Raw genomic sequence first — 25,195 nt, 5'->3', positions numbered from 1 at the left:
GCCATTCGATGCTCAGCATTATATCATAGGTTTATATGAAATACAAGTTAGATTGATAAAATAAACTATCTAGGAATAAATCGTAATTACTTTCGTAAGGCGTTGACTGCCTGTACGCCAATCACCGCCGCGAGTGCACCGGCAACCCACGGATAGGGAAGCGGGCCATCGAGAAGCGGCAGAACCCCTGCCGCCGTCGGTGTGCAGAGCGCGATGAAAAGTGCGGTGAGCCACGTATTCTGGCGGGCACGTACGCGTGCCGCTTCGCCTGCATCGAGCAGGGTGACGAGACGCGGCAGTCCGACGCTGTCCAGTGCGATGTCGGGGACGTAGTTCTCGATCTTGCCCTGATTGCGCCGCGTCTGTGCCTCAAAGTAGGCAGCGTCCTCGGGTGGGATGAGCGGCTCGACCACCTCGGCGGCGGCCGCTGTGCCGTCCGGCCCCTTCAGGAGCTCGGCACGCAGCGGATCCGTCTCCGTTTCCTCCTCCGCTGCTTCGGCGGGTGGCTTTATGAGGGTGGACGGGCAGCCGATGCCGATGTCCGCTGTGCGCAGGGCGGCTTGGTCGGCGATCGGGTCGCCGACCATGGCGACGATGGCACCGCGCGACTGCAGCAAACGGATCTCGCGTGCCTTGTCCATCTCCGTGAGGTCGGAGCGCACGTCGGCGATGTGCAGCTCCTTGCCCGTCGCGTTGGCGAGACGCTTCGTCTCACCCGTGAGGAGGACGAGGGAGAGTCCTCGCTGACGCAGGGCGTTCAGTGCACGCTTTGCCTCCATGCGCAGATCGTCGCGGACGGCGATGATGCCGCGTGCGTACTTGCTTGAGCTGACGAAGAGCGGCGACTGCCCGCTCGTTGCGAGCTGATCGGCGCGCGTCAGGAGTGCCGCGCTGATCTCGATGTTCTCCTCCTGCAGCCACTCTTTCTTGCCGACGCGCACAGGCGTACGTACGATCAGTGCCTCTACGCCGAAGCTCTCCTCCTCGCGTGCGGCAGAGTGTCGCGTGAGATGCAGCCCACGCTCGATGGCGGTACGGTAGAGTGCCTGAGCGTAGGGATGGAGAGCGTCGCGTTCGGCACTCGCCGCGAGTGCGAGCAGCGAGCTCTGCGTCATGCCCTCGGGCACGAGCGCTGAGATGAAGATATCCCCCTCCGTCAGCGTCCCGTTGCGGTTGAAGGCAATGGTATCCACGTGCATGAGCTCGGTAAGTGCGCTCATGCGGCTGCATGCAATGCCGTCCGCACGCAGATGTCGCTTGATCCGCAGGGCGATCAGCCAGCGTGACACGAGCCATGGGATCGGCGATGCAGCGAGGAAAACGCCGAGAAAGATCTCGGATGCCGCCTCGATACTCACGTTTTCCGTCGTGTACCAGAAGCCCGCAGCCGCCGCTGCGACAATAACGCTGAGGACAAAATGAACCGTAGAAGAAAGAAATTTTTTCAAGGATACTCAGCTCCTGCCATACGATTGTTACACGGGCATTATACCATAGGACGGGAGAAGAGACAAACACGATGCGTTCGTTTGGAGAAGATATACAGACATTCCATACCGTAACATTTATCATAGATAGGGGTCATTGTCCTCTCTATAATGATATGGTATAATATAAAGAAAACACATTGTGCCGTCGCGGCACATCTATTTTGTCCGTGCTTTGGCGGAGAAGATCAACATTTTTTGATTCGTGATTCCAATACGATACGGGAGGGGGATACCATGACGTTGCTGCATGCAGTAGTTTCGATGATGACGGAGCGCAGTATGTTCTTTTTGCAGCTGTTGATCGAGCACCTTTGGATTTCGGGCGCGGCGATCGGCATTGCCATCATCGTCGGCGGTACGGCGGGCATTCTCATTTATCGCTATGAGCGTGCGGCGGCACCGACGCTCGGCGTGGTCAACTTCCTCTATACCATCCCGTCGATCTCGATGCTCGGCTTTCTCATCCCGTTTTTCGGCATCGGCAACGCGGCAGCGATCATCGCACTCACCGTCTATGCGCTCCTGCCGATGGTACGTGCGACGCATACGGGGCTGGCGCAGATCCCCGCGTCTCTCTCCGAGGCCGGGGCGAGTCTCGGCGGGTCGGATTTCTATGTGCTGACGCGCGTCCAGCTGCCGCTCGCCATGCCCATCATCATGGCGGGCATCCGCAATATGGCGACAATGACGATCGCCCTCGCGGGCATCGCCTCGTTCATCGGTGCGGGCGGACTCGGTGTGGCGATCTATCGCGGCATTACGACGAACAACCCCGCCCTCACCATCGCGGGCAGCCTGCTCATCGCCGTTCTTGCGCTCTCAGCAGATGCTGTCTTGGGGCGTGCGGAGGCATGGCTGAAGCATCCCCCGCGGATGGCAGGAAAGAGACGCGTTGCCTATGCGGGCACAGCGGCAGCTGTTCTCATCGCCGCGAGCGGTGTGACGTATGGATTTTTCGGAAGAGCGGATGTCATTCACATCGCGACGAAGCCCATGACGGAGCAGCTTATCATGGGGGAGATGCTGAAGATGGTCATTGAGCAGGACACAGGACTGGAGGCGCGCATTACGGCGGGCGTCGGCGGCGGCACATCGAACATCCAGCCGGGGATGGAGAGCGGCGCATTCGACATTTATCCCGAGTATACGGGGACGGGCTGGAATATGGTGCTGAAGGAGGACGCGAAGTACAGTGAGGAGATGTTCCCGCAGTTGACCGCGGACTATGAGAAGAAATTTCGTATGCACTGGGTTGGCATGTACGGATTCAACGATACCTTTGGCATCGCCGTGCGCCGTGCCGTCGCGGAGCAGTACGATCTGCACACCTACTCCGATCTGCGACGTGCAGCACCGCGTCTGACCTTTGGTGCGGAGTACGATTTCTACGAGCGGGAGGACGGCTATCCTGCACTATGTGCTGCATACGGGCTTTCCTTCGCGCGGACGGTTGACCTCGACATCGGGCTGAAATATGCGGCACTCGCGGATGGGCAGGTGGATGTGATGACTGTGTTTACGACCGACGGACAGCTCTCTGCGGCAGATGCCATTGTCCTCACGGACGATCAGCACTTCTTTCCGTCCTATCGCTGCGGCAACGTCGTACGCGAGGATGTGCTGACGCGTCATCCCGAGCTGAGTACAGCACTTCTCTCCCTTGAAGGCAGCATTTCGGATGAGGAGATGGCGACGATGAACCATGCCGTTGAGAGCGAGGGCAGGGAGCCACGTGCGGTCGCTGAGGAGTTCTTGCGTAAAAAAAGAATATTGAATTGAAGTAAACACAGTTTAATGATAAAATACAGAAAAGTATAGAAACAATAAATTTCGTAATGAGAGTACAGGAGGATCCGGCATGACGACAGCGACAACAGCGGAGGATAAGGTTCTTCGCCTGATGGCGGAGAAGTATCCGACGAAGGAGATTGTCTACGAGAAGATCATCTATCTGAAGTCGCAGCTCATGCTGCCGAAGGGCACGGAGCACTTTATGAGTGATCTGCACGGTGCGTACGATTCCTTTTTTCATATCCTCAACAACTGTTCGGGCGTCATCAAGGAAAAGGTGGACTATTGCTTTGAGACCCGCATGACAGTGGAGGAGCGCGCGGAGTTTTGTACGCTCATCTACTACCCGCGCGAGAAGATGGAGCAGCTGACGGCGGAGGGGAAGACCTCTCCGCTCTGGTATCAGCAGAATCTCGCGAATCTCCTTGAACTGACAAAGCTCATGAGCTGGAAATTCCCCGCGAGCAAGATGCGCAACTACATCCCGAAACGCTATGAGTCGGTCATTGTAGAGATGCTGAGCACGCGTCCCGAGCACGATGAGGCACAGCTCTCGTACTACCGCCAGCTGATTGAGACCATCGTGGAGATCGGCGGCGGGCCAGACTATATCGAGGCGTTCAGTACGCTGGTTAAGCGGCTCTCTGTGGAGCGCATCCACATCGTCGGCGATTTCTACGACCGCGGCGACCGCCCTGACGGCATCCTCGACCTCCTCATGGAGCATCCGTCCGTCGATATCCAGTGGGGCAACCACGATGTGCTCTGGATGGGCGCGGCACTCGGCAGCGAGGTCTGCATCGCAGCGGTCATCCGCAACAGTCTCCGCTACCGCAATACCGACGTGTTGGAGCGCGGCTACGGCATCAGCCTGCGCCCACTCACGACATTTGCCTCGCGCATCTACCCCGATGAGAACCCCATCAAGGCGGCGGAGCGTGCCGTTACGATGATGATGTTCAAGCTCGAGGGGGCCCTGATCCGCCGCAATCCCGACTTTCAGATGGAGGATCGGCTGCTGCTGGACAAGATCAACTTCGATCTCTCCTGCGTGACGCTCGGCAGCGGGCGGCGCGTGGAGCTCGAGAGCGCGTACTTTCCGACGATTGACGATCCTTCTGACTGCTGGGCGCTCACGGAGGATGAGGAGAATATCATCGCCGACCTGCGCTCGTATTTCCTCGAGAGCAAGGCGCTCCAGCGCCATGTAGACTATCTCTATGAGCGCGGCAGCATCTATACATGCTACAATGGAAATCTGCTCTTTCACGCCTGTGTTCCGATGGAGGAGTCGGGGGAATTCCGCACGATCACGTACAAGGGGCAGGCCTATCGCGGGCGCGCGTGGATGGACTTCTGCGAGGAGAAGGCGCGCGAGGGATGGAATGAGCACACGCAGGAGGGGCTGGACTTCATGTACTTCCTCTGGTGCGGCTACAATTCTCCCGTGTCAGGGCGCTCCTTCACGACGTTCGAGCGTTCCTTCATCTCCGATGAAAGTACGTGGAAGGAACCGTCCGATCCGTATTTTCGCCTCGTGAACGATGAGGCGGTCTGCGAAAAAATTTTGGAGGAGTTTGGGCTCGATCCGAAGCGCGGGCATATCATCAACGGTCACGTCCCCGTCAAGGTGCAGAAGGGGGAGAGCCCCCTGCGCGGCAGTGGGCGCGCCCTCATCATCGACGGCGGCTTTGCTGCGCCGTTCCGTGCCAAGACGGGCATCTCGGGCTATACGCTCATCTACAACTCACGCGGGCTGCGCCTGCTGCAGCATCAGCGCGTGGCGAGTGTGCGCGACGCGCTGCGTGAGAACCGCGACATAGAGTCCGTTTCCCAGACGGTTGAGCTGCAGGCACGGCACTCGCTCGTGCGCGACACGGATCGCGGTGCAGCCATTGAGAGCAAGATCGCCGATCTCCATGCGCTCCTGCACGCCTATCAGACGGGACATATCAAGCCGCAGTAATAATATAGAAAAGAATAAGAACGCCCGCGCATCGAATACAATGCGCGGGCGTTCTTATTCTTCCTTATGGATTCTTCTTCAGCCATGTACTCCACGGTACGGCATAGCCGTTCCCGTGATTCTGCTGAACGTAGTCGTAGAACTTTGCGATCATCTCTGTCTTGTGATGGTAGTCTGCATCCTCCCATCCCGTCGCTGCGTGCTGCGCAGTCGGGTCGTAGGCGAGGTATGCCCCCCGAGCAGGTACTGACGATAGAGGATATCCTTCAGCGGGACGGAGGGATTTTTCATCATATCGTACATCGCCATAAAGCTGGTTGTGCGTCCCTTGCCTGCCTGACAGTGAAAGTGCATCCATGTATCCGCAGGCATTTTCCTCACGAGATCGACAAAAGCGTCGATGGTCTGCGGCTCCGCCCACTTGTGATCGGTGACGGCGAGACGAACGTAGCGCACGCCCGCGCGCTCGACCAGCTCGCGCTCCGTCATCGCCTCCGTGACGCGAACGGTCTGCGGATTCTTGGGCTGCTTTTTCTTATCGAGATGCGCGAGCACAACGTCCTTGCCCTGTGCGCTGCGGATGCGCGTGCTTTCGTCACGCAGCGCCTCGTGCTGCGTCCTGCCAATATTGCCCCAGTCGTGCTTGCCGTACCAACTGACGGCATTTCCGTTCATGAAGCCGTGCGACTCCTGCCGCAGATCAACGATGCAGATCGCGCCCCCTGTGCGCGCGTGCAGGTTGTTCAGCAGCGCGTGAAAGGCAGGGGCGGAGAACTCCGCACTCCCTGAGAGCGGCAGGGCGTCCAGTCCCTCACGCGAGGGCGTGTAGTTCGGGTCAACGCCGAACTTTGCTGCGTCTTTCCGCGTTTGGAACGGTGATGCCGCCGTGCGGAAATTGTGCGGCAGATCCGTCGCATCCCCCGCCGCCGCGTCGATGCGCCAGACATATCCGCGGTAGTCTGCATTCGCATCGGCAGCAGAGACCGTGTACGGGATAATGCAGAGCGTGCATAACAGCAGGGCAGCGAGTAAATGTTTGAATGTGTGCATGAGATCCCCTTCGCTTCCTATATTATTCACTGTAGGTTATAGCACTCTTTACATAAAGGTGCAAGGGAAATCTTGTGCAGGTGCGGCCGGTTCCTTGAAAAATCGCCGTTCCCGTGCTAGAATAGCATGACTATGTATGCTGCGGGAGGGATTCCTTTGTACGAAAAAGTAGATACAAATCTGGATTTTGCCGCGCGCGAGAAAGCCGTTGCGGATTTTTGGCGCGAGAATCATATTGCACAGCGTGCCGTTGACCAGCGTGAGGGCTGCGATACGTTCACGTTTTACGACGGCCCGCCGACGGCGAACGGCCGTCCGCATATCGGACACGTTTTGACGCGTGTCATCAAGGATATGCTGCCGCGCTATCAGTCGATGAAGGGGCGCAAGGTGCTCCGCAAGGCCGGCTGGGACACGCATGGGCTTCCCGTCGAGCTGGAGGTCGAGAAGGCGATCGGCATCAACGGCAAGGAGCAGATCGAGGAGTACGGCATCGAGCCGTTCATCAAGAAATGCCGTGAGTCCGTCTGGAAGTACAAGAGCATGTGGGAGCAGTTCTCCGATGTTGTCGGCTTCTGGGCGGATATGGAGCATCCCTACATCACGTATGAGAACGACTTCATCGAATCCGAGTGGTGGGCACTGAAGGAGATCTGGAAGAAGGGGCTGCTCTATCAGGGGCATAAGATTGTCCCGTACTGCCCGCGCTGCGGCACGCCGCTCTCCTCGCACGAGGTGGCGCAGGGCTACAAGGATGTCACCGAACGCTCCGCCATCGTGAAGTTCAAGGCGGCGGACGAGGATGCCTACTTCCTCGCATGGACGACGACACCGTGGACGCTTCCGTCGAACCTCGGCCTTTGCGTGAACCCGAATGTAACCTACGTCAAACTGCGTGTCTACGGCAAGGTCTACTACCTCGCCGAGGCACTCGTGGACAGCGTGTTTGACGGCTCGTGGGGTGAGCGTGAGGAGCTCGCCAAGATGAAGGGCAGCGAGCTCGAATACCGCAAATACGAGCCGCTCTATCCCTTTGCAACGCAGGATGTGCGCGACAAGGCATTCTTCGTGATCTGCGACGACTACGTTACGACGGAGGACGGCACGGGCATCGTCCACACGGCGCCGGCATTCGGCGAGGACGATAACCGCGTCTGCCGCAAGTATAATATGCCGTTCGTCCAGTTCGTCAACGAAAAGGGCGAGATGACCGAGGAGACGGATTGGCCGGGCGTCTTCGTGAAGGATGCGGATCCGCTGATTCTCGACGACCTCGAAAAGAGCGGCAAGCTCTTCAAGGCGCCGGAGTTCACGCACAGCTATCCGCACTGCTGGCGCTGCGACACGCCGCTCATCTACTACGCGCGCGCCTCGTGGTTCATCCGTATGACGGCCGTGCGCGATGAGCTCGTCGCGAACAACAAGACGGTCAACTGGATCCCGCCGTCCATCGGCGAGGGGCGTTTCGGGAACTGGATCGAGCACGTGCAGGATTGGGGCATCAGCCGCAACCGCTACTGGGGGACGCCGCTCAATATATGGAAATGCTCCTGCGGGCATGAACATGCGGTTGGCTCGATTGCAGAGCTGCGCGAGCTGCAGCCAAACTGCCCGGCGGACATCGAGCTGCATCGCCCGTACATCGACGCGATCACGTTCCCGTGCCCGGAGTGCGGAGAGACGATGCACCGTGTGCCTGAGGTCATTGACTGCTGGTTTGACTCGGGATCGATGCCGTTTGCTCAGTGGCACTATCCGTTTGAAAACAAGGAAATCTTTGAGAAATACTTCCCGGCGGACTTCATTTCCGAGGCCGTCGATCAGACACGCGGCTGGTTCTACTCGCTGATCGCCATCAGCACGCTGCTCTTTAATAAGAGCCCTTATCGGAATGTCATTGTGCTCGGCCATGTGCAGGACAAGGACGGGCAGAAGATGAGCAAGTCCAAGGGCAACGCCGTTGACCCGATGGATGCACTCGGACGGCACGGCGCGGACGCGATCCGCTGGTACTTCTACGAAAACAGCGCACCGTGGCTGCCGAACCGCTTCCACGACGATGCCGTGCAGGAGGGCGCGCGCAAGTTCATGGGGACGCTGTGGAACACCTACGCGTTCTACGTGCTCTATGCGAATATCGACGAATTCGATCCGACCAAGTACACGCTGGACTATGACCAGCTTTCGGTGATGGATCGCTGGGTGCTCTCGCGCCTGAACACGATGGTGCGCACGGTGGACGATTGTCTTGCTCATTACCGCGTCACAGAGGCGGCCAAGGCACTGCAGTCCTTCGTCGAAGAGCTGTCGAACTGGTATGTCCGCCGCTGCCGCAGCCGCTTCTGGGCGAAGGGCATGGAGCAGGATAAGGTGAACGCCTATCTGACGCTCTATACAGCACTCGTGACGACGGTGAAGGCGGCGGCGCCGATGGTACCGTTCATCACGGAGAGCATCTACCGCAATCTCGTCTGTTCCGTGGATAAGAATGCGCCGATCTCGGTGCACCTCGCGGACTTCCCGACGGCCAACGAGGCGTGGATTGATCCCGCGCTTGAGGACAATATGGAGGTCGTGCTTGAGGTCGTAACGCTCGGCCGTGCGGCACGCAACGCAGCAAACATCAAGAACCGCCAGCCGGTGGGGCAGATGTATGTCAAGGCGGCGCATGAACTGCCGGACTTCTTCGTGAAGATCATCGAGGATGAGCTGAACATCAAGGAGGTCATCTTCCGCGACGATATGTCGGACTTCCTCGCCTATCACGTCAAGCCGAATTTCCACGTCCTCGGGCCGAAGGTCGGAAAGCAGATGGGCGCGGTCAAAAAGGCACTTGAGGCGAGCGACGGTGCAGCCGTCAAGGATGCTCTCGCCGGGGATGGAAGCTATACGCTTCATCTGCCCGACGGCGATATCACGGTGACGGCAGAGGATGTTGAGGTGACGGTCTCCCAGCGCGATGGGTATAACTGCCAGAGTTATGGCGGCGTGACGGTCGCTCTGTCGACTACGCTCACCGAGGCGCTGATCGAGGAGGGCTTTGTCCGCGAGATCATCAGCAAGGTGCAGACGATGCGCAAGGAATGCGGCCTTGAGGTGACGGATCACATTGCGCTCGACCTCTCGGGCAACCCGCGCCTCGTCGAAATCGCGCGCAGGAACGAGGTGTTCATCCGCGAGATCACCCTTGCCGACAGCCTCTCCTGTGATGCGCCGATGGGCACGAGCAAGGAGTGGAACATCAACGGCGAGAAGCTGACCATTTCGATACAGTAAATATGGACAGCAGAATGGAGAATCCTACGATGGCGCAAAATCGTGCGTTGACTCTCCCCTTATTGCGTAATTCCTATCGATCATTGACGAAGTCGGAGCGACGTATTGCTGACTATGTTGATGCACATGCACGGGATGTTCTTGAACAGACGGTTTCAGATTTAGCTGCGCATACAAAAAGCGCAGAAATTACGATTTCCAGATTCTGCAAGAAACTTGGGTTCAGTGGACTGCAGGGCTTGAAAATTGCGCTGGCATCTGCCGTTTACTCTTCGGATGAGGTCGTCTATCAAGATGTTCGATCCGGTGATTCCTATGCGACAATTGCACAGAAGATGTTTCGCAGCATTTCAGAAGGACTGCAGGATACGTTAAAATTGCTGGACTATGAAGATGTGAATCGTGCGGTTCAGCTCATCTGTCAGGCACAGCGTGTTGCGGTATATGGGTTTGGGAACTCAGCGACGGTTTGCCATGACATTGAGACACGTTTTTTGCGATTTGGTATTCCTGTCCAGGCGTATTCCGACTCACATCAGCAGATAACATCAGCGGCTCTTCTTACTGGATATGACGTTGTCATCGCGGTTTCTCATACCGGGACTACGGCAGAATTGCTGCAGTGCGTTGACGTTGCTAAGACCAGCGGGGCAAAGATCATTGGCATTACCAGCTATGTTCATTCGGCACTTGCAAAACGCGCCGATATTACACTGCACGGAATGGGACGCGAGATACGGTATCAGTCGGAGTCCGTGGCCTCACGATTGATTCACATGGCGATTGTCGATCTCCTGTATATGGGAGTGGCTATGGCGAATCCAACAGTCTATCGGGAGAATATCCGCAAGATGCGCAAGGTGATCGCAGAGAAAAGAATTTGATATAGGAAAAACTACCTTTGAGATGATTCTCAAAGGTAGTTTTTTGATATAATATTATCATTAATTATGGAATAAATGACAATATACTTGCAATAAAAAGCGGATATTGATATAATAATATCATCTTTATAGACGTTCATAAAGAATACAAAATAATGGAAGGGGGATATATGTCGTAATTTGCTGTAGTTTTTAGGAGGAGCACTATGCAGACAAAAACGTATGACCAAGAAACGGTCAAAAAGTTCAATCGCTTCAAAATGCAGTCGCTGTTAGGTGTATTTATCGGCTATATGGCGTACTATATCGTGCGAAACAATTTTATTTTCTCGACGCCGTATTTGAAGGAGGAAATGAATCTTAGTGCCACGGAGATCGGTCTGCTGAGCAGCTGTATGTTGATCACGTATGGACTGAGCAAAGGATTTATGAGCGTTCTTGCGGATAAATCCAACCCGCGTTATTTTATGGCAACGGGGCTGATTCTTTGCATCCTGATCAATATAGCCATGGGGTTCAGCACGAGCTTCTATCTCTTTGTGGGCTTGGTTGTTTTGCTTGGTCTGTGTCAGGGGATGGGGGTAGGCCCTTCAATTATCACAGTAGGGCACTGGTTTTCTCGATCAGAGAGAGGGCGTGCGAGCACTTCGTGGAACGTGTCTCACAACATTGGCGGCGGTCTTGTTGCGCCGATTGTCGGAGCTGCAATGGCGTTCCTTGGAACAGAACATTGGCGTATTGCTGCTTACATTGTTCCCTGTATTGTCGCCTTGATCTGTGTTGTTCTCGTATTACTCCTGGTGAAGCGCCGTCCTGTAGAGGAAGGTCTTCCAACGGTCGATGAGATCTCTCATGAAGAGTCCGTTACGGAGAAGGTACTAAAAAAATCCGATGACCGTCCAAAAGATATGTCTGCGTGGAAGATTTTCTATCAATACGTATTCAAAAATGAGAATTCATGGTATTTGGTCGGCATTGACATCTTCACCTACATGGTTCGGTTTGGCATGATTACGTGGATTCCCCTCTATTTGCTCACCGTCAAGGGACTTACGCGGCAGGAGATGGGTGTGTCGTTTATGCTGTTTGAATGGGCTGCGATACCATCGACGCTTGTTGCAGGCTATTTGGTGGACAAATTCTTCAAGGGACGCGTCATGATGCTCCCCTTCGTCTGCCTGATTGTCGTATTTCTCTGCGTGTTTGGTTATATGCAGTCTGACTCTGTGTTCGCAATTACGATTTTTGCTACGATCACAGGATGCTTGATTTATATTCCCCAGTCCATGGTTGCCGTTCAGGCAATGGAAGTTATTCCAAGCTTTGCACTGGGGTCGGCAGTGGGCCTCAGAGGTTTGATGAGCTATTTGGTCGGAAGTTCTATGGGAACAACGTTATTTGGCTATGTGGTTGACCATTTTGGATGGGACAGCGGGTTCTACCTCATCATGGTTGGTGCGTTGCTCTGCATGACATTTTGCTTCCTCTCGCATCGCGGCGTTCAAAAAATCTATGGAAAAACCAGTGTGCCTGAAGTGTAAGAAATTCATGTTGGCTGGGGGAGGTGTTTATGTTGGCGTTCAATGATATAGGTATGGTCGGGATGGCCGTTATGGGAAGCAATATGGCGCTCAATATGGCAGACCATGGATTTCGGGTTGCATGCTATAATTATACTCCCGATCTTACGGAGCAAGTACTGAGAGAACATCCGCATGAAAATATGACTGGTTATTATGATTTGAGCGAGTTTGTTCAGTCCCTCAAACGTCCGCGTCGTATCATGCTGCTCATTATGGCGGGGGCACCGGTCGATGCTGTGGTTGACCAGCTTATTCCCATGTTGGAGCATGGGGATATCATCATTGATGGTGGAAATTCCTTCTTTAAAGATACCATTCGCCGGTGTGATTATGCGAAACAGCATAAAATCCACTATTTTGGGACGGGTATCTCAGGCGGAGCTGATGGTGCTCGCAATGGCCCATGTATTATGCCGGGCGGTGAAAAAGATGCCTACGAGAACCTGAGACCCATCTTTGAGTCTGTGGCAGCACGAGCTGAAGACGGTTCACCTTGCTGTACCTACATTGGTGAGGATGGCGCGGGGCACTATGTCAAGATGGTGCATAACGGCATCGAGTATGCGGATATGCAGCTCATCGCCGAAAGCTATCTGATTTTAAAATACGTCGGGGGTCTCAGTAATGATGACATGGCTGAGGTTTATCATGTATGGAATCAGGGCGAATTAAAAAGTTTTCTCATCGGCATTACGGCAGATATCTTTAAGGAAAGCGATGAGGGCAGCGGGCAGATTATCGATAAGATATTGGACAGCGCAGGGCAGAAGGGGACTGGGCGTTGGACGAGTATCGCAGCACTTGAGCAGGGTGTTAATGTGTCGATGATCACAGCAGCATGTAATGCACGCGTTATGTCAAATCTTCAAGTATCCCGTGCTGAGGCATCAAAGAAATTTTCTGCTCCAAATGGCACGTCTAAAGTGCCGGCAGATTTGGTTGAAATGGTACGACAAAGTCTTTATACAGCTAAGATCATTGCGTATGCACAGGGGTTTGCCCTATACCGGTCGGCGAGAGAGATCTACCACTGGACACTGGATTATGGACGTATTGCTTCCATTTTCCGCGCAGGCTGCATTATTCAGGCGGCATTCCTGACTAAAATTGCGGAGGCGTATCGTAGAAATCCGCAATTAGACAATCTTATTTTTGATGAGTTCTTTATGGATAAAATCAATGCTAATCAAAGCAGCTTGCGTCGTGTTGTCGCACTGGCGGCAGAGCGTGGTATTCCCATTCCGGCGATGGCAAACGCTCTGCAATATCTGGATGCCTATCGCAGTCCCTGCGGTGGTGCGAACCTCATTCAGGCGCAGCGTGACTACTTTGGTGCACACACCTATCGCCGCATTGATAGGAGCGGTGATTTCCATCATGAGTGGCAAAAGCATTATAAGGAATAGTGCTTCTGTTTCCTTTCTCAAAGCTGTCCGACGCAGATGCTGCGTTGGACGGCTTTTCTATTGACAATATGGGGGCGGGACGTATAATAAGAAAGAATTACTGTGTTATTGAGGGGAGTGATCGCATTGGTAAAATTCAGTTACTACGGACATGCGGCATTTTTGCTGGATGATGGGACGCATAAGGTGCTCGTTGACCCCTTTTTGACAGGGAATCCCGTCGCGAGCGTTAAGGCGGACGATGTGGCGTGTGACTATATTCTCGTTTCTCATGCGCACGGGGATCATCTGGGTGATGCGCCGTCGATCGCAGCGCGTACCGGGGCGAAGATCGTCTCGACGCCGGAGGTCATCAGTGTCTGTGAGAGTCAGTCACTGGCGGAGATTGCATCCTGCCCGATGAATATCGGCGGCTCGCTCAATCTGCCGTTTGGCAAGGTGCGTATGACGTTCGCCCAGCACAGCGCGGGCGTGGCGGGCGGGATCGCCTGCGGGTTTGTCGTGTATATCGGCGGCCGGACACTCTACTATGCGGGCGATACGGCGCTGTTCAGCGATATGCAGCTCATTGGACGCAAGGACAGCATCGACTATGCCGTCCTGCCCATCGGCGATAACTATACGATGGGACTTGAGGATGCGGCGATGGCGGCGCAGTGGGTCAACGCGGGGCACGTGATCCCCGTGCACTACAATACGTGGCCGATCATCAAACAGGAGGCACGGCACTACAAGGACGTGACGGAAGCCATGACGCGGGCCAGAGTGCATATCATGGCGCCCGGAGATACGATGGAGCTTTGATGCAGGCGCAGAAGACGCCTCTGCTCGTTCTCCTCGGCCCTACGGCAGTGGGTAAGACGGCGCTCTCGCTGCAGCTCGCGGAGCGGCTCGGCACGGAGATCATCTCGGGGGACTCGATGCTCGTCTATCGCGGCTTTGACATCGGCAGTGCGAAGCCAAGTCCGGAGGAGTGCGCCCGTGTGCCGCATCATCTCGTCGATGTGCTCGATGCCGATGCGCCGTTCTCTGTGACGGAGTTTGTCGCGCGCGTGTCGGAGCTCGCACGTGACTTTGATGCGGCAGGACGCCTGCCGTTCGTCGTCGGCGGGACGGGGCTCTATGTCAAGGCACTCGTCGAGGGATATGACTTCAATGTGACGCAGGAGCATACGTGCTTCCGTCATGCCATGGCGGGGATTGCCGCACGCCGCGGAAATGCCCGCGTACATCACTTCCTCGCGCGTCGTGACCCCGCTGCGGCAGAGCGGATCCACGCGAATAATCTGCGCCGCGTGATCCGCGCGCTCGAGGTCACGCGCTACGGTGATGAGAGCATCTCGCGTGCGCGCGCGATGGAGCACGGGACAATGCCCTATGATGCCCATGTGATCGGGCTCATGCGGGAGAGGTCACATCTCTATGCGCGCATCAATGAGCGCGTTGAGGCGATGTTTGCCGCAGGGCTCTGCGAAGAGGTGCAGCATCTTTTGGACAGCGGTGTGCGCCGCGATGCTCCGGCGATGAAAGGCATCGGCTATAAGGAGACGGCGGCGTATCTTGCGGGAGAGATCACGCGCGCGGAGGCCATCACGGCCGTGCAGACGGTAACGCGGCATTTTGCAAAGCGGCAGCTGACGTGGTATCGGGGGATGCCCTACATCCACTGGTACGATGCGGATGCGTGGACGGAGCCGGAGCTGTTGGAGCGCGTTTTAATGGATATAAAGGAATGGCGAGCAAAAGGAGAGGCAAAGGATGACGGCCAAGATCATCAATCTGCAGGATAACTTCCTCAATCAGGTGCGCAAGGACGGGATTCCCGTGACGATTCATCTCGTGAACGGCTTTCAGATCAAAGGAACGGTGCGTGGATTTGATAATTTCGTCCTCATGGTGGATGCGATGGGAAAGCAGCAGATGATTTATAAGCATGCGGTCTCGACCATCACGCCGGCACAGCCGGTGCGGACGGGCGACGATGCGTCGTAATCACGCCGAATAACGCTGCTGTACCGCCTGCGGTGCAGCGGCTTTTTCCTTTTTATCTGTTCCCTGATGGAGGAGAAGCGATGAAGCAGCGAGGATTTGAGATCGTCTCGGCGTACGTAGGGGCGGGCGTGCTGCTCCCCGAGCGCAAGACGGGGGCGAGTGCGGGCTATGATCTTGCAGCGGCGGCTGCAGTGGAGATCGTCCCGCAGGGCTTTGCCATGGTGCCGATGGGCGTCAAGGCGTATATGCAGGCGGATGAGGTTCTGCTGCTCTACATTCGTTCAAGCATGGCGGTGAAGCGTCAGCTCATGCTGATGAACGGTGTCGCCGTGATCGATGCAGACTACTATGGAAATGCGGACAACGAGGGGCATATTATCATCCCCCTATACAATTACGGACGAGAGCCCGTGTCGATTGCGGCGGGCGAGCGGATCGCGCAGGGCATCTTTACGCGTTATCTGACGGCGGACGGCGATATGGCGGGATGCGGTCGGGCGCGCAGCGGCGGCTTCGGCTCGACGGGCGCATAGCAGCATCCGTACGTCTGCATTTTGACAGGAAAAAGAAACTCATTTATAATGATATCAGTATGATTTTAGGGTAAACGGTAGGATTTGCCCACACAGGAGATCTTTATGAAACTTTCAACGAAGGGGCGTTACAGTGTCACGGCGCTCTATGAGCTCGCCCTGCGCTACGGCAAGGGCGTCGTTCCGCTGCATGCGATTGCAGCGACACAGGGGATCTCCGAGCACTATTTGGAGCAGCTGATGGTGCCGCTGCGTCGCGCAGGACTGGTTGAGAGTGTGCGCGGGGCTCAGGGGGGCTATACGCTCGCGCTCCCACCTGAGAAGATTACGATCGGGCGGATCATCACGGCCGTGGAGGGCCCGATCGCTCTCGTGGACTGCCTGCTGACGGATGCGGAGGCGCACGATCAGAGCTGTGAGCGCGCCGGGAACTGCGTGACGCGGCAGATCTGGGAGGAGGTCTGTGACAGCATCAACAGTGTGCTGAACAACATTGCCCTCTCCGATCTCGTACAGCGCGGACATCGCCGTGCGGGGTGCAATCAGTGATGCCGGTCTACCTCGACTATGCCGCCACGACGCCGCTCGATGCGCGTGTCCTCATGGCGATGCAGCCGTATCTGACGGAGGTGTGCGGGAATCCTTCGAGCCTGCACTGCTTTGGACAGGCGGCGCGGCGCGGTGTCATGCGCGCGCGGGAGGAGGTGGCGGCGCTCATTGGCGCGTCTCCATCAGAGGTGTTCTTTACCAGCGGCGGGACGGAGAGCGATAACTGGGCACTGCGCGGCATTGCGGAGGAGCGGCGAAAGGCAGGCTGTCGGCATATCGTGACCTCCGCCGTTGAGCATCCCGCCGTGCGCGAGACCTGCCGCGATCTGGCGGCACACGGGTATGCACTGACGGAGGTGCCCGTCGATGCCACGGGGCGCGTTGCTCCGTCCGATGTGGCGGCGGCCCTGCGTGAGGATACGGCGTTGGTCACGATCATGACGGCGAACAACGAGGTCGGTACGATTCAGCCGATTGCGGAAATCGGCGCACTCCTTCGGGCGCGCGGGATTCCGTTTCATACGGATGCCGTGCAGGCGGCGGGACATATTCCACTCGATGTGGAGGAACTGTACGTCGATGCGCTCTCGCTTTCGGCGCATAAATTCTGCGGTCCGAAGGGTGTCGGCGTGCTCTACGTGCGCCGCACATTGCGGATGGCTCCGCTTCTATATGGCGGCGCACAGGAACGCGATATGCGCGCGGGCACGGAGAATGTGGCGGGGATCGTCGGCTGCGGCTGTGCGGCGGCGATTGCCTGTGCGGAGATGGGCGCAGAGGATGTGCGCCTGCGCGCTGCGGCTGAGTCGCTGCGCACCGCACTTTCGGATATCGACGGCATTCGATTTTACGGGCACAGAGAGGAGCGGCTGGCGGGCATCCTGAGCTTTGGCATACGGGACATCCCACAGGATACGCTGCTCATCCGTCTGGATCTCGCGGGCTTTGCCGTATCGGGCGGCAGTGCGTGCAGTGCGGGGGCAGCGCACCCATCCCACGTCCTGTGTGCGATGGGCTGCCCGTCGGAGGAGGCGCGCACGGCGATCCGTGTGAGCCTCGGACGCTTTACGCGTGAGGACGATGTGACGGCGTTCGCCGATACGGTTCGTGCTATCGCAAAAGAGTAGAAAAGCCTGAAAAAATTTGTCTTTGCCGTGCACTTTGTGTATAATCAAAAGAAATGTTTTGGAAATCACGGGTTCATTGCGTGATATTGCAGACGTGATATTCTAGATTGGTATAGATCAGGAGGGAACTTCATGGTCGGAGACATCCTGCGCAGCGCTCGTGTCAAGCAGGGACTGACAATTGCAGATATAGAAAAAGGGACAAGCATCCGTGCTCTCTACATCGAAAGCATCGAGCAGAGCAATATCGACAATCTGCCCGGCATGGTCTATGCCAAGGGATTCGTCCGCAATTATGCGGGCTTCCTGCATCTGGATGCAGAGGAACTGGTGCAGCAGTTCGCAGCGGAGAACGGCACGGCAGCCGCTCCGGCGGCACCGACCACAGAGGAGAAGCCGCGGCGCATCTCACTCAACAACATCGGTGATGCGTCGCTCTCTGAGATCTCCATCGGCGGCAGGAAATCTTCCTCTGCGGGAGTGCTCGGCAAGCTGGTTGCTGGTATCGTGGTGCTCACTGCACTGGTCGGCGGCGGTGCGGCACTCGTCTCGTTCATCAATTCTCCTGCGCGCGAGACGACCGCACCTGCGGCACCTGCGCGTGCGGAGAGCCAGCCGACGCAGACGCCGGCAGCAGAGGCGAACGCCGTGGATGAGGCGCGTGCGGCCTCGCCGGCGAAGGATGTGCGCGTGAGCGTGCACCTCACCGAACGCTGCTGGACGGAGGTGACGGTTGACGGAAAGACCGTCTTTGAGGGGCTGCTCGAAGAGGGCAAGACCGAGAACTGGCAGGGCAAGGAGTCCATCGTTCTGCGTGCGGGCAACGCCGGAGCACTTGAGGTGACAGTGAACGGGAAGAAGCTCGGCACGTTCGGCGATGAGGGCGCTGTCGTTGAGCGCACCTTTACGCGGACGACGAAGTCACTGGAGGATGCCGCTGCCCCCAGCGGTGATGCGGACGGCGAGCAGCCGAAAAAGAGCACGGCGAAGCGTACACAGAGCCGCAGTCAGTAACGTGATGCGTGAGAGAGGGTGAGGGCAATGCGATGCCCTTTTTGCAAAGAGCCGGACAGCCGTGTCATTGATTCCCGTGCGGCAGAGGAGGGGATGACCATCCGCCGCCGCCGCGAGTGCGGAAAGTGCGGGCGACGGTTTACGACGTACGAGGTGGTGGAGCGCCTGCCGCTCATGGTCGTCAAGCGTGATGGCCGCCGTGAGCCGTTCAGCCGCGACAAGTTGCTGACGGGGATCATACGCTCCTGTGATAAGCGCGACATCTCGATGGAGCAGATCACAAATTTCGTCGCGGAGATCGAGCATGAGATCCGCAACCGCACGGAGCCCGAGGTGCCCTCCGAGAAGGTCGGTGAGATCGTCATGGAGCATTTGAAGGACTTTGACGAGGTCGCTTACATCCGCTTCGCCTCGGTCTATCGGAAGTTCGATGATATTACGAATTTTATCGAGGAGCTGGAGACGCTGCGTGCACATCGTGAGAAAGAATGAAAGGTAGAGTGGGGATTGGATCATCGGCTGCGGGAACGCCTGCGGGCACGTCTGGCGCAGGAGCGCGGATATTATCGCTATCCTGCGGGCGCGCGCACGCGATTTGCTCTCGTCTATCCCAATACTTACTTTGTCGGCATGTCGAACCTCGGGCTGCACATTGTCTATGCGCTGCTGAATGAGCGCAGTGACACGGCGTGTGAGCGCGTCTTTCTGCCCGATCACGATGAGATGCCGCGCTATGTGCGCACGAATACGCCGATGATGAGCGTGGAGACGCAGACCCCGCTCGCGGATTTCGCCATCGTCGGCTTTGCCATTTCGTTTGAGATGGATTATTTTCATGTTGCGGAGATGCTCGCACGCAGTCACATCACGGCGCTTGCCGCGGACCGCACGGCACATGACCCCCTCGTGATCGCGGGGGGGCCGTGTGCCACGTTCAACCCTGAGCCGCTCGCCGCGCTGATCGATGCCTTTGTCATCGGTGAGGGAGAGGCGATCCTTCCGGCGATGATGGACGCTTATCATGCAGGGCTGCGTGCGGGCGACGACCGCACGGCACTCCTGCAGCGGCTTTCCCATGTCCCCGGGGTCTATGTCCCGGCACTCTATACGCCCACATACGATGCGGAGGGGCATCTGACGGCACTCCTGCCACGCGTGGGGGCGCCGTCCCATGTGGCGCGGCAGTGGGTGGAGGATCTCGACGCGCATCCCGCCCATACGGTTGTCATTACGGACGATACGGAGTTCAGCTTTTACCTCATCGAGACGGCGCGCGGGTGTGGGCGTCACTGTCGCTTCTGCATGGCGGGGTACTGCTTCCGCCGGCCACGCAACCGCTCTCTCTCCGTCATCGAGGGTGAGGTGCGCGACGCACTCGCCTACGGCAAAAAGATTGGACTCATGGGCGCGGCGATCTCGGACTACCCCGAGATCGATGCCCTCTGCCGCTCCATCCTCGGGGAGGGGCTCTCGATGTCGGTCGCGTCCTTCCGTGCGGACTCCGTGACGAAGGAGCTCGTGGAGTCGCTCGCGGCGAGCGGCCTGAAGACACTAACCATCGCCCCAGAGGCGGGAAGTGCGCGGATGCGCGCGGTCATCAACAAGGGCATCGAGGAACATCATCTCTTCACATCAGTTGATCTCGGCGCGGCAGCGCATATCCTGAATTTTAAGCTATATATTATGGTTGGCCTGCCCTTCGAGATGGATGAGGACATCGACGCGATCATCGACCTCACGCAGCGCCTGCGTTCCTACATGGACGAGAAGGGCTGCCGCGGCACACTGACACTCAGCGTGAATCCCTTCGTTCCCAAGCCGTTTACGCCGTTTCAGTGGATGGCGGCAGCGGAGAAAAAGCGCATGGATGCGGTGATGAAGCGGCTGACGCAGGCCCTCAGCCGACACAAAAAGATCGTCGTGCACTTTGAGTCGCCGAAGGAGGCGCGTGTCCAGTCCATTCTCGCGCGCGGTGACCGCCGCCTTGGCGCACCTCTCATGCGTGCGGCGATGGGGCGCGGGGCAAAGGATCTAGCGACAGAGATGCGTGCGGAGGGCCTCTCCGCGGAGGACTATCTGGCTCCTGCGTGGACGGAAAAGACATATCTGCCTTGGGATCATCTCGACATGGGCTTTTCCAAACACTATCTGTGGCAGGAATATGAGCGGGCAAAGGCGCTCCTGCCGACACCGATCTGTTTCGACGGCTGTCTGCGGTGCGGCGTCTGTAAGCCTGCGGAAAGGATGACGGTATGAGCTTTGTACTGCGGCATCTCGGCAACAATCTGTGGAGCGGGCGGCTCGATCTCTTTCCGGGCGATGCACTCGTGCATGGGTTCTCGGCACGGCAGGGCGGCGTCAGTGCTCCCCCGTATGATACGCTGAACATGGCACTGCACGTGGAGGATGATCCCGCGGCTGTGTGGGAGAACCGCAGGCGGTACTGCGCGGCGCTGGGGCTCTCGGCAGAGCGGATCTGCACGCCGCGACAGGTGCATGGGACGGAGATCGTACGCGTTTTTCGCCGCGATGCGGGCCGCGGTGCGCGGGACTATGCGGACTGTATCGCCGATGCGGATGCACTGATCACGAATGACAACGATGTCACGCTCCTCCTCTGCTATGCGGACTGCGTGCCCGTCCTCCTCTACGATCCTGTGCATCATGCCATCGCGGTCGTTCACGCCGGCTGGCGTGGGACGGTGGAGCGGATCGGGGCAAAGACGCTCGCGCGTATGGCGGAGGAGTTCGGGACAAGACCCACGGATGTCATTGCGGGGATCGGGCCCTCCATCTGCGCCGACTGTTATGCGGTCGGTGAGGAGGTCGCCGCGCAGTTCCGCCGCGCATTTTCGCATGATGCGGAGCGGATCGTCGCGGAGCGGGATGGGAAATACCATCTGGACCTATGGGCGGCGAACCGCCTTGCACTGGAGGAAACGGGCGTCCCACCGCGGCAGATCGACAGCGCACAGACATGCACGTCGTGCGATCATACATGGTTTTACTCCTATCGTGCCGCAGGCGGCAGGACGGGACGTCTGGCGGCAGTAATGGAGTTGAAATGAGTGAAGGAACGATGATCGGGGAGCAGATTCAAAAGGTACGTGCCGAGATCATGGCCGCGCGGGCGCGGCGGACGCACGTCTCGAAGGACGCGCCTGTGGAGCTGATTGCCGTGACGAAAAACCATCCCGTCGCGGCGATGCAGGAGGCCATTGATGCGGGCATCATGAACATCGGAGAGAACCGCATCCAAGAGGCGCTGGACAAAGCGGAGACGCTTGAGCGCGAGGTAAAATGGCATCTGATTGGGCACCTGCAGACCAATAAGGCGAAATACGCCGTGCGCCAGTTCGACCTCATTCATTCGGTTGATTCCGTGCATCTTGCACAGGCGGTGAACCGCGCGGCGGAGAAGTTCGGCAAGGTGCAGAATATCCTTGTGCAGGTTAATCTGGCGCGTGAGGAGAGCAAGTCCGGCGTCTACCGTGAGGATCTCGACGAGCTCCTCGCGGCAATTGATGGAATGGATTCGGTTCGCTTGCAGGGTTTTATGTGTATTGCGCCGAATTATGAGGATGTAGAGCAGTGCCGTCCGCTCTTTCGTGCGATGTACGAGCTGTACGGCACGATCAAGGCGGCAGAGCCGCACAAGGCAGACATCCGCTACCTTTCGATGGGCATGACACACGACTATCGCATTGCCGTCGAGGAGGGTGCGAATCTCGTGCGTGTCGGCACGGCGATTTTTGGTGCACGCAATTATACCCTAGGAGTGTGAGGGATTGTGAAGATTTTCAAGAATTTGTTCGGCATCTCGTCCGAGGAGGATGAGGAGCTCGAAGAGCGGGAAGAAAAAAAGCCTGCGCCCGTGACCGAGATCGGCTCGCGCACGGGACGGCAGCGCGTTGAGACAGGGGCAAATCTCTCGGGCTTTCCCGATTTTACCCCGCCGGCAGGCGTAGCGCCAGGGGCTACGCCGATCGACAATGTCGTCGCGACCTACCGCATGAACGTCGTGGTGATCGAGCCGCAGTCGTTCGACGATGCGCAGCAGGTGGCGGTCAATCTCCAGAAGAAAAAACCCGTCGTACTGAATTTTGAAAAGACGGAAAAGAGCGTCGCGAACCGCATCATCGACTTCATCAGCGGAACGACGTACGCACTCAACGGCGACATCAAGAAGATCAGCAACAATGTCATCCTCTGTGCGCCGAGCAACGTCAACGTCAGCTACTCCGAGGATGAACACCGACTGGGGGACAATATGCCCTTCATGGATCGGTAGGCGCACATGAAAGGCGCATGGAAGATCGGCATCATCGGTGGCGGCGCAATGGCAGAGGCGATGATCGCGGGCATGACGGCGGAGAGGGACGTGCCATCGCCGCAGATCTATGTATCAGATCACAAGGCAGCACGGTGCTGCACACTGCATGAGCAGTATCACGTAAATGCACAGGTCGGGGCAGATGATTTTCTGCCCCGTATTGACGTTCTTGTTCTGGCGGTAAAGCCCTCTGCTGCGCGCGCGGCAATGCGGGAGACGGCGCCGCTGCTGCGCAGCGATGCGCTCGTGATCTCCATTGTGGCCGGGCTGACGATGGCGCAGATTGCGGCAGAATATCCGGGGCATCCGATTGTCCGCGCGATGCCGAACACCCCGCTGGCCGTCGGCGCGGGGATGTCCGCTTATGCGTGCAGCGACGATGCAGATGCGTCCGCACGCGAGGCTGTGAATGTCGTGCTCGGCACGGCGGGACGCGTCGTCGAGGTAAAGGAGCATGACCTCGATGCGGTGACGGGACTCTCGGGCAGTGGTCCCGCCTATGCGGTCCTCATGATCGAGGCGTTGACCGACGGCGGCGTTGCGGCCGGGCTGCGCCACGAGACGGCGTCTTTGCTTGCTGCACAGACGCTGCTTGGCGCGGCACAGATGGTGCTCGATGGGACTGCGCCCGCCGCACTGCGCGCTGCCGTGACCAGCCCTGCAGGGACGACAGCGGCGGGGCTGCGCGTAATGGAGCGCGCCGGCGTGCGCTCCGCGCTCATCGAGGCGGTTCTTGCCGCGGCGGAGCGGTCGAAAGAACTCGGCAAACAGTAACAGTTCGCAGGACGATTTCCCAAAGGAGGGGACTATGGCATCAGAACAGAAGGAGCGGATTCTCCGCTTTTATCGCGGCAGCGAAGGGGAGGAGACGGCAGTGCGCCTGCTCGACCTCGCAGAGACCGTCGTCAAGACGCGTAAATTTCGCATCAGTCCCTTTCTCGACCCTTACGGGCAGGAGATCGCCGAGACGATCCGCGCGAGCTATGATGATCTGCAGCTGGACTTTGACGGCGGCTATCAGGGGGCGGAGCGTGCGCGTGCGATGCTGCGCCATCGGGACTTTGCGGGGCGGACGGAGGATTTCGGTATCGCCTGCGTAGAGGCCACGTGGAACGGGCAGTTTGCCCGGCTCACGCATCGTGATGTCCTCGGCGCAGTGATGGGACTGGGGATTGAGCGCGAGATGATCGGCGACATCCTGCCTGCCTCCGATGCGGCGAAAATCCTCTGTGATGCCAAGATCGCCCCGTTTCTGCTTGAGAACCTGACGATGATCGGCGCGGTCGGCGTGAAGACCGTGCCTGCGGAGCTGACGGAGATCGCACCGCGCGAGGAGCGGACGAAGGAGATCCGCGCGACGGTGGCGTCGCTGCGGCTCGACTCCATCGTCGCGGCAGGGTTTGGCATCTCGCGCAGCCGTGCGGCGGACGATATCACCGCCGATAAGGTGAAGCATAACTGGCAGAGTGCGGCGAGTGCCTCCAAGACGGTCAAGGAGGGAGATGTCCTCTCCATGCGTGGGCGCGGCCGCGTCGAGGTGACTGAGGTGCGCGGTCAGACGAAGAAGGGCCGCACGGTTGTTGTACTGCATCGATTCTTTTGAAGAAAGGCGGGAGCGCGATGCTGACACCGATGGATATTCATGCCAAGGAGTTTGGTCGGAGTTTTCGCGGATTTAACGAGAACGAGGTCAACGATTTTCTCAATGAGATCATGAAGGCGTACACGGCGGTACTGGATGAAAATGAGCGCCTGCGGGGCGAGCTGGAGCGCGAACGCTCGGCGAACGGAGAGTTCCGCCGCATCGAGCAGAGCATGCGCGAGACGCTCGTCGTCGCGCAGAAAACGGCGGAGGAGATGAGCACGAGCGCCAAGCAGGGCGCCGACCGCCTGCTTGAGACGACGGCGAAAGAGGCGCAGAACATGCGCCGCGAGGCGACACTGCAGGCAAAGGCACAGCTGGACGAGGCTGCGGACAAGGTGCGTGCCATCGTGGCGGAGTACGAGCGGCTCGTCCGCGAAAAGCATCAGTTCCTGCGTCGCATGAAATCCAATGTGCAGGCAGAGCTGGCCCTCATCGAGGATGCCATTGCAGAGATGCCGGATATGGTACATGAGAAGAAGGTACCGTCCGCACCTCCTGCACCGCCGATAAAACCGAAGGACGATGCCGTGAAGGAACGGGAGGACGATTGAAGACG

General features: G+C 57.8%; 22 protein-coding genes and 1 pseudogene. 21 read left to right on the top strand and 2 right to left on the bottom strand.

Annotated features, from left to right (window positions below; all coding sequences use genetic code 11):
- Positions 1 to 86 precede the first annotated feature (86 nt).
- Positions 87 to 1,448, bottom strand: coding sequence for an HAD-IC family P-type ATPase (locus AXE86_RS02375; RefSeq protein ID WP_061944260.1), 1,362 nt, complete (start codon positions 1,446 to 1,448; stop codon positions 87 to 89).
- A gap of 276 nt (positions 1,449 to 1,724) precedes the next feature.
- Between AXE86_RS02375 and AXE86_RS02370 the strand changes: the two genes are divergently transcribed.
- The gene (locus AXE86_RS02370; protein ID WP_061944257.1) at positions 1,725 to 3,269 is read left to right on the top strand and encodes an ABC transporter permease/substrate-binding protein; all 1,545 of its coding nucleotides are present in this window, start codon (positions 1,725 to 1,727) and stop codon (positions 3,267 to 3,269) included.
- A gap of 79 nt (positions 3,270 to 3,348) precedes the next feature.
- Positions 3,349 to 5,247: a fructose-bisphosphatase class III gene (locus tag AXE86_RS02365; protein ID WP_061944253.1), complete on the top strand. Its 1,899-nt coding sequence runs from the start codon at positions 3,349 to 3,351 to the stop codon at positions 5,245 to 5,247.
- Between the two features lie 64 nt (positions 5,248 to 5,311).
- On the opposite strand, the pseudogene AXE86_RS02360 reads toward AXE86_RS02365, so the two are convergent.
- A pseudogene (locus AXE86_RS02360) lies at positions 5,312 to 6,297 on the bottom strand (phosphatase domain-containing putative toxin).
- A gap of 156 nt (positions 6,298 to 6,453) precedes the next feature.
- On the opposite strand from AXE86_RS02360, the gene ileS reads away from it, so the two are divergent.
- The 19 genes from ileS (at position 6,454) to AXE86_RS02265 (ending at position 25,190) form a co-directional block, all read left to right on the top strand.
- Positions 6,454 to 9,573, top strand: a complete 3,120-nt coding sequence (gene ileS / locus AXE86_RS02355) for an isoleucine--tRNA ligase (protein ID WP_061944250.1) — start codon at positions 6,454 to 6,456, stop codon at positions 9,571 to 9,573.
- 29 nt (positions 9,574 to 9,602) lie between these two features.
- Positions 9,603 to 10,457: a MurR/RpiR family transcriptional regulator gene (locus tag AXE86_RS02350; RefSeq protein WP_061944247.1), complete on the top strand. Its 855-nt coding sequence runs from the start codon at positions 9,603 to 9,605 to the stop codon at positions 10,455 to 10,457.
- 206 nt (positions 10,458 to 10,663) lie between these two features.
- Entirely contained in the window at positions 10,664 to 11,998 is a 1,335-nt protein-coding gene (locus AXE86_RS02345) for an MFS transporter (RefSeq protein WP_061944244.1), read from the top strand.
- A gap of 29 nt (positions 11,999 to 12,027) precedes the next feature.
- Positions 12,028 to 13,446: a decarboxylating NADP(+)-dependent phosphogluconate dehydrogenase gene (gene gnd, locus AXE86_RS02340; RefSeq protein ID WP_232294904.1), complete on the top strand. Its 1,419-nt coding sequence runs from the start codon at positions 12,028 to 12,030 to the stop codon at positions 13,444 to 13,446.
- Positions 13,447 to 13,572: 126 nt separating this feature from the next.
- Positions 13,573 to 14,250: a metal-dependent hydrolase gene (locus AXE86_RS02335; RefSeq protein WP_050343085.1), complete on the top strand. Its 678-nt coding sequence runs from the start codon at positions 13,573 to 13,575 to the stop codon at positions 14,248 to 14,250.
- Entirely contained in the window at positions 14,250 to 15,236 is a 987-nt protein-coding gene (miaA, locus tag AXE86_RS02330; protein ID WP_061944240.1) for a tRNA (adenosine(37)-N6)-dimethylallyltransferase MiaA, read from the top strand. Before AXE86_RS02335 ends, miaA begins: the two co-directional genes overlap by 1 nt.
- Complete coding sequence (gene hfq / locus AXE86_RS02325) at positions 15,205 to 15,438, top strand: RNA chaperone Hfq (protein WP_009442889.1); 234 nt, start codon at positions 15,205 to 15,207, stop codon at positions 15,436 to 15,438. Before miaA ends, hfq begins: the two co-directional genes overlap by 32 nt.
- Positions 15,439 to 15,518: 80 nt before the next feature.
- Positions 15,519 to 15,971 (top strand): deoxyuridine 5'-triphosphate nucleotidohydrolase, encoded by a 453-nt coding sequence (locus tag AXE86_RS02320; protein WP_061944237.1) that lies wholly within the window; start codon positions 15,519 to 15,521, stop codon positions 15,969 to 15,971.
- Positions 15,972 to 16,076: 105 nt separating this feature from the next.
- Complete coding sequence (locus tag AXE86_RS02315; protein WP_050343091.1) at positions 16,077 to 16,520, top strand: RrF2 family transcriptional regulator; 444 nt, start codon at positions 16,077 to 16,079, stop codon at positions 16,518 to 16,520.
- Positions 16,520 to 17,647, top strand: a complete 1,128-nt coding sequence (locus tag AXE86_RS02310; protein ID WP_061944234.1) for a cysteine desulfurase family protein — start codon at positions 16,520 to 16,522, stop codon at positions 17,645 to 17,647. The genes AXE86_RS02315 and AXE86_RS02310 overlap by 1 nt, the downstream gene beginning before the upstream one ends.
- A gap of 132 nt (positions 17,648 to 17,779) precedes the next feature.
- A complete protein-coding gene (locus AXE86_RS02305; protein ID WP_061944231.1) occupies positions 17,780 to 18,661 on the top strand; it encodes a helix-turn-helix domain-containing protein in 882 nt (293 codons plus the stop codon).
- Positions 18,662 to 18,688: 27 nt separating this feature from the next.
- On the top strand, positions 18,689 to 19,153 hold the full coding sequence (nrdR, locus tag AXE86_RS02300) for a transcriptional regulator NrdR (RefSeq protein WP_009442884.1): 465 nt from the start codon (positions 18,689 to 18,691) through the stop codon (positions 19,151 to 19,153).
- 15 nt (positions 19,154 to 19,168) lie between these two features.
- A complete protein-coding gene (locus AXE86_RS02295) occupies positions 19,169 to 20,917 on the top strand; it encodes a radical SAM protein (RefSeq protein ID WP_061944228.1) in 1,749 nt (582 codons plus the stop codon).
- Positions 20,914 to 21,729, top strand: a complete 816-nt coding sequence (pgeF, locus tag AXE86_RS02290) for a peptidoglycan editing factor PgeF (protein WP_061944225.1) — start codon at positions 20,914 to 20,916, stop codon at positions 21,727 to 21,729. The genes AXE86_RS02295 and pgeF overlap by 4 nt, the downstream gene beginning before the upstream one ends.
- Positions 21,726 to 22,445 (top strand): YggS family pyridoxal phosphate-dependent enzyme, encoded by a 720-nt coding sequence (locus AXE86_RS02285; protein WP_009442881.1) that lies wholly within the window; start codon positions 21,726 to 21,728, stop codon positions 22,443 to 22,445. The genes pgeF and AXE86_RS02285 overlap by 4 nt, the downstream gene beginning before the upstream one ends.
- Positions 22,446 to 22,451: 6 nt before the next feature.
- Positions 22,452 to 22,952, top strand: a complete 501-nt coding sequence (locus AXE86_RS02280; RefSeq protein WP_061944222.1) for a cell division protein SepF — start codon at positions 22,452 to 22,454, stop codon at positions 22,950 to 22,952.
- A 6-nt stretch (positions 22,953 to 22,958) separates the two neighbouring features.
- The gene (gene proC, locus AXE86_RS02275) at positions 22,959 to 23,768 is read left to right on the top strand and encodes a pyrroline-5-carboxylate reductase (protein WP_061944219.1); all 810 of its coding nucleotides are present in this window, start codon (positions 22,959 to 22,961) and stop codon (positions 23,766 to 23,768) included.
- Positions 23,769 to 23,802: 34 nt separating this feature from the next.
- A complete protein-coding gene (locus tag AXE86_RS02270) occupies positions 23,803 to 24,597 on the top strand; it encodes a YlmH family RNA-binding protein (protein WP_061944216.1) in 795 nt (264 codons plus the stop codon).
- Positions 24,598 to 24,614: 17 nt separating this feature from the next.
- Entirely contained in the window at positions 24,615 to 25,190 is a 576-nt protein-coding gene (locus tag AXE86_RS02265) for a DivIVA domain-containing protein (protein WP_232294903.1), read from the top strand.
- The last annotated feature ends 5 nt before the right edge of the window (positions 25,191 to 25,195 follow it).

The organism is Selenomonas sp. oral taxon 136 (genome assembly GCF_001554015.1).
Lineage (GTDB): Bacteria > Bacillota > Negativicutes > Selenomonadales > Selenomonadaceae > Centipeda > Centipeda felix.
This window is presented reverse-complemented; position numbering and strand designations above follow the sequence as displayed.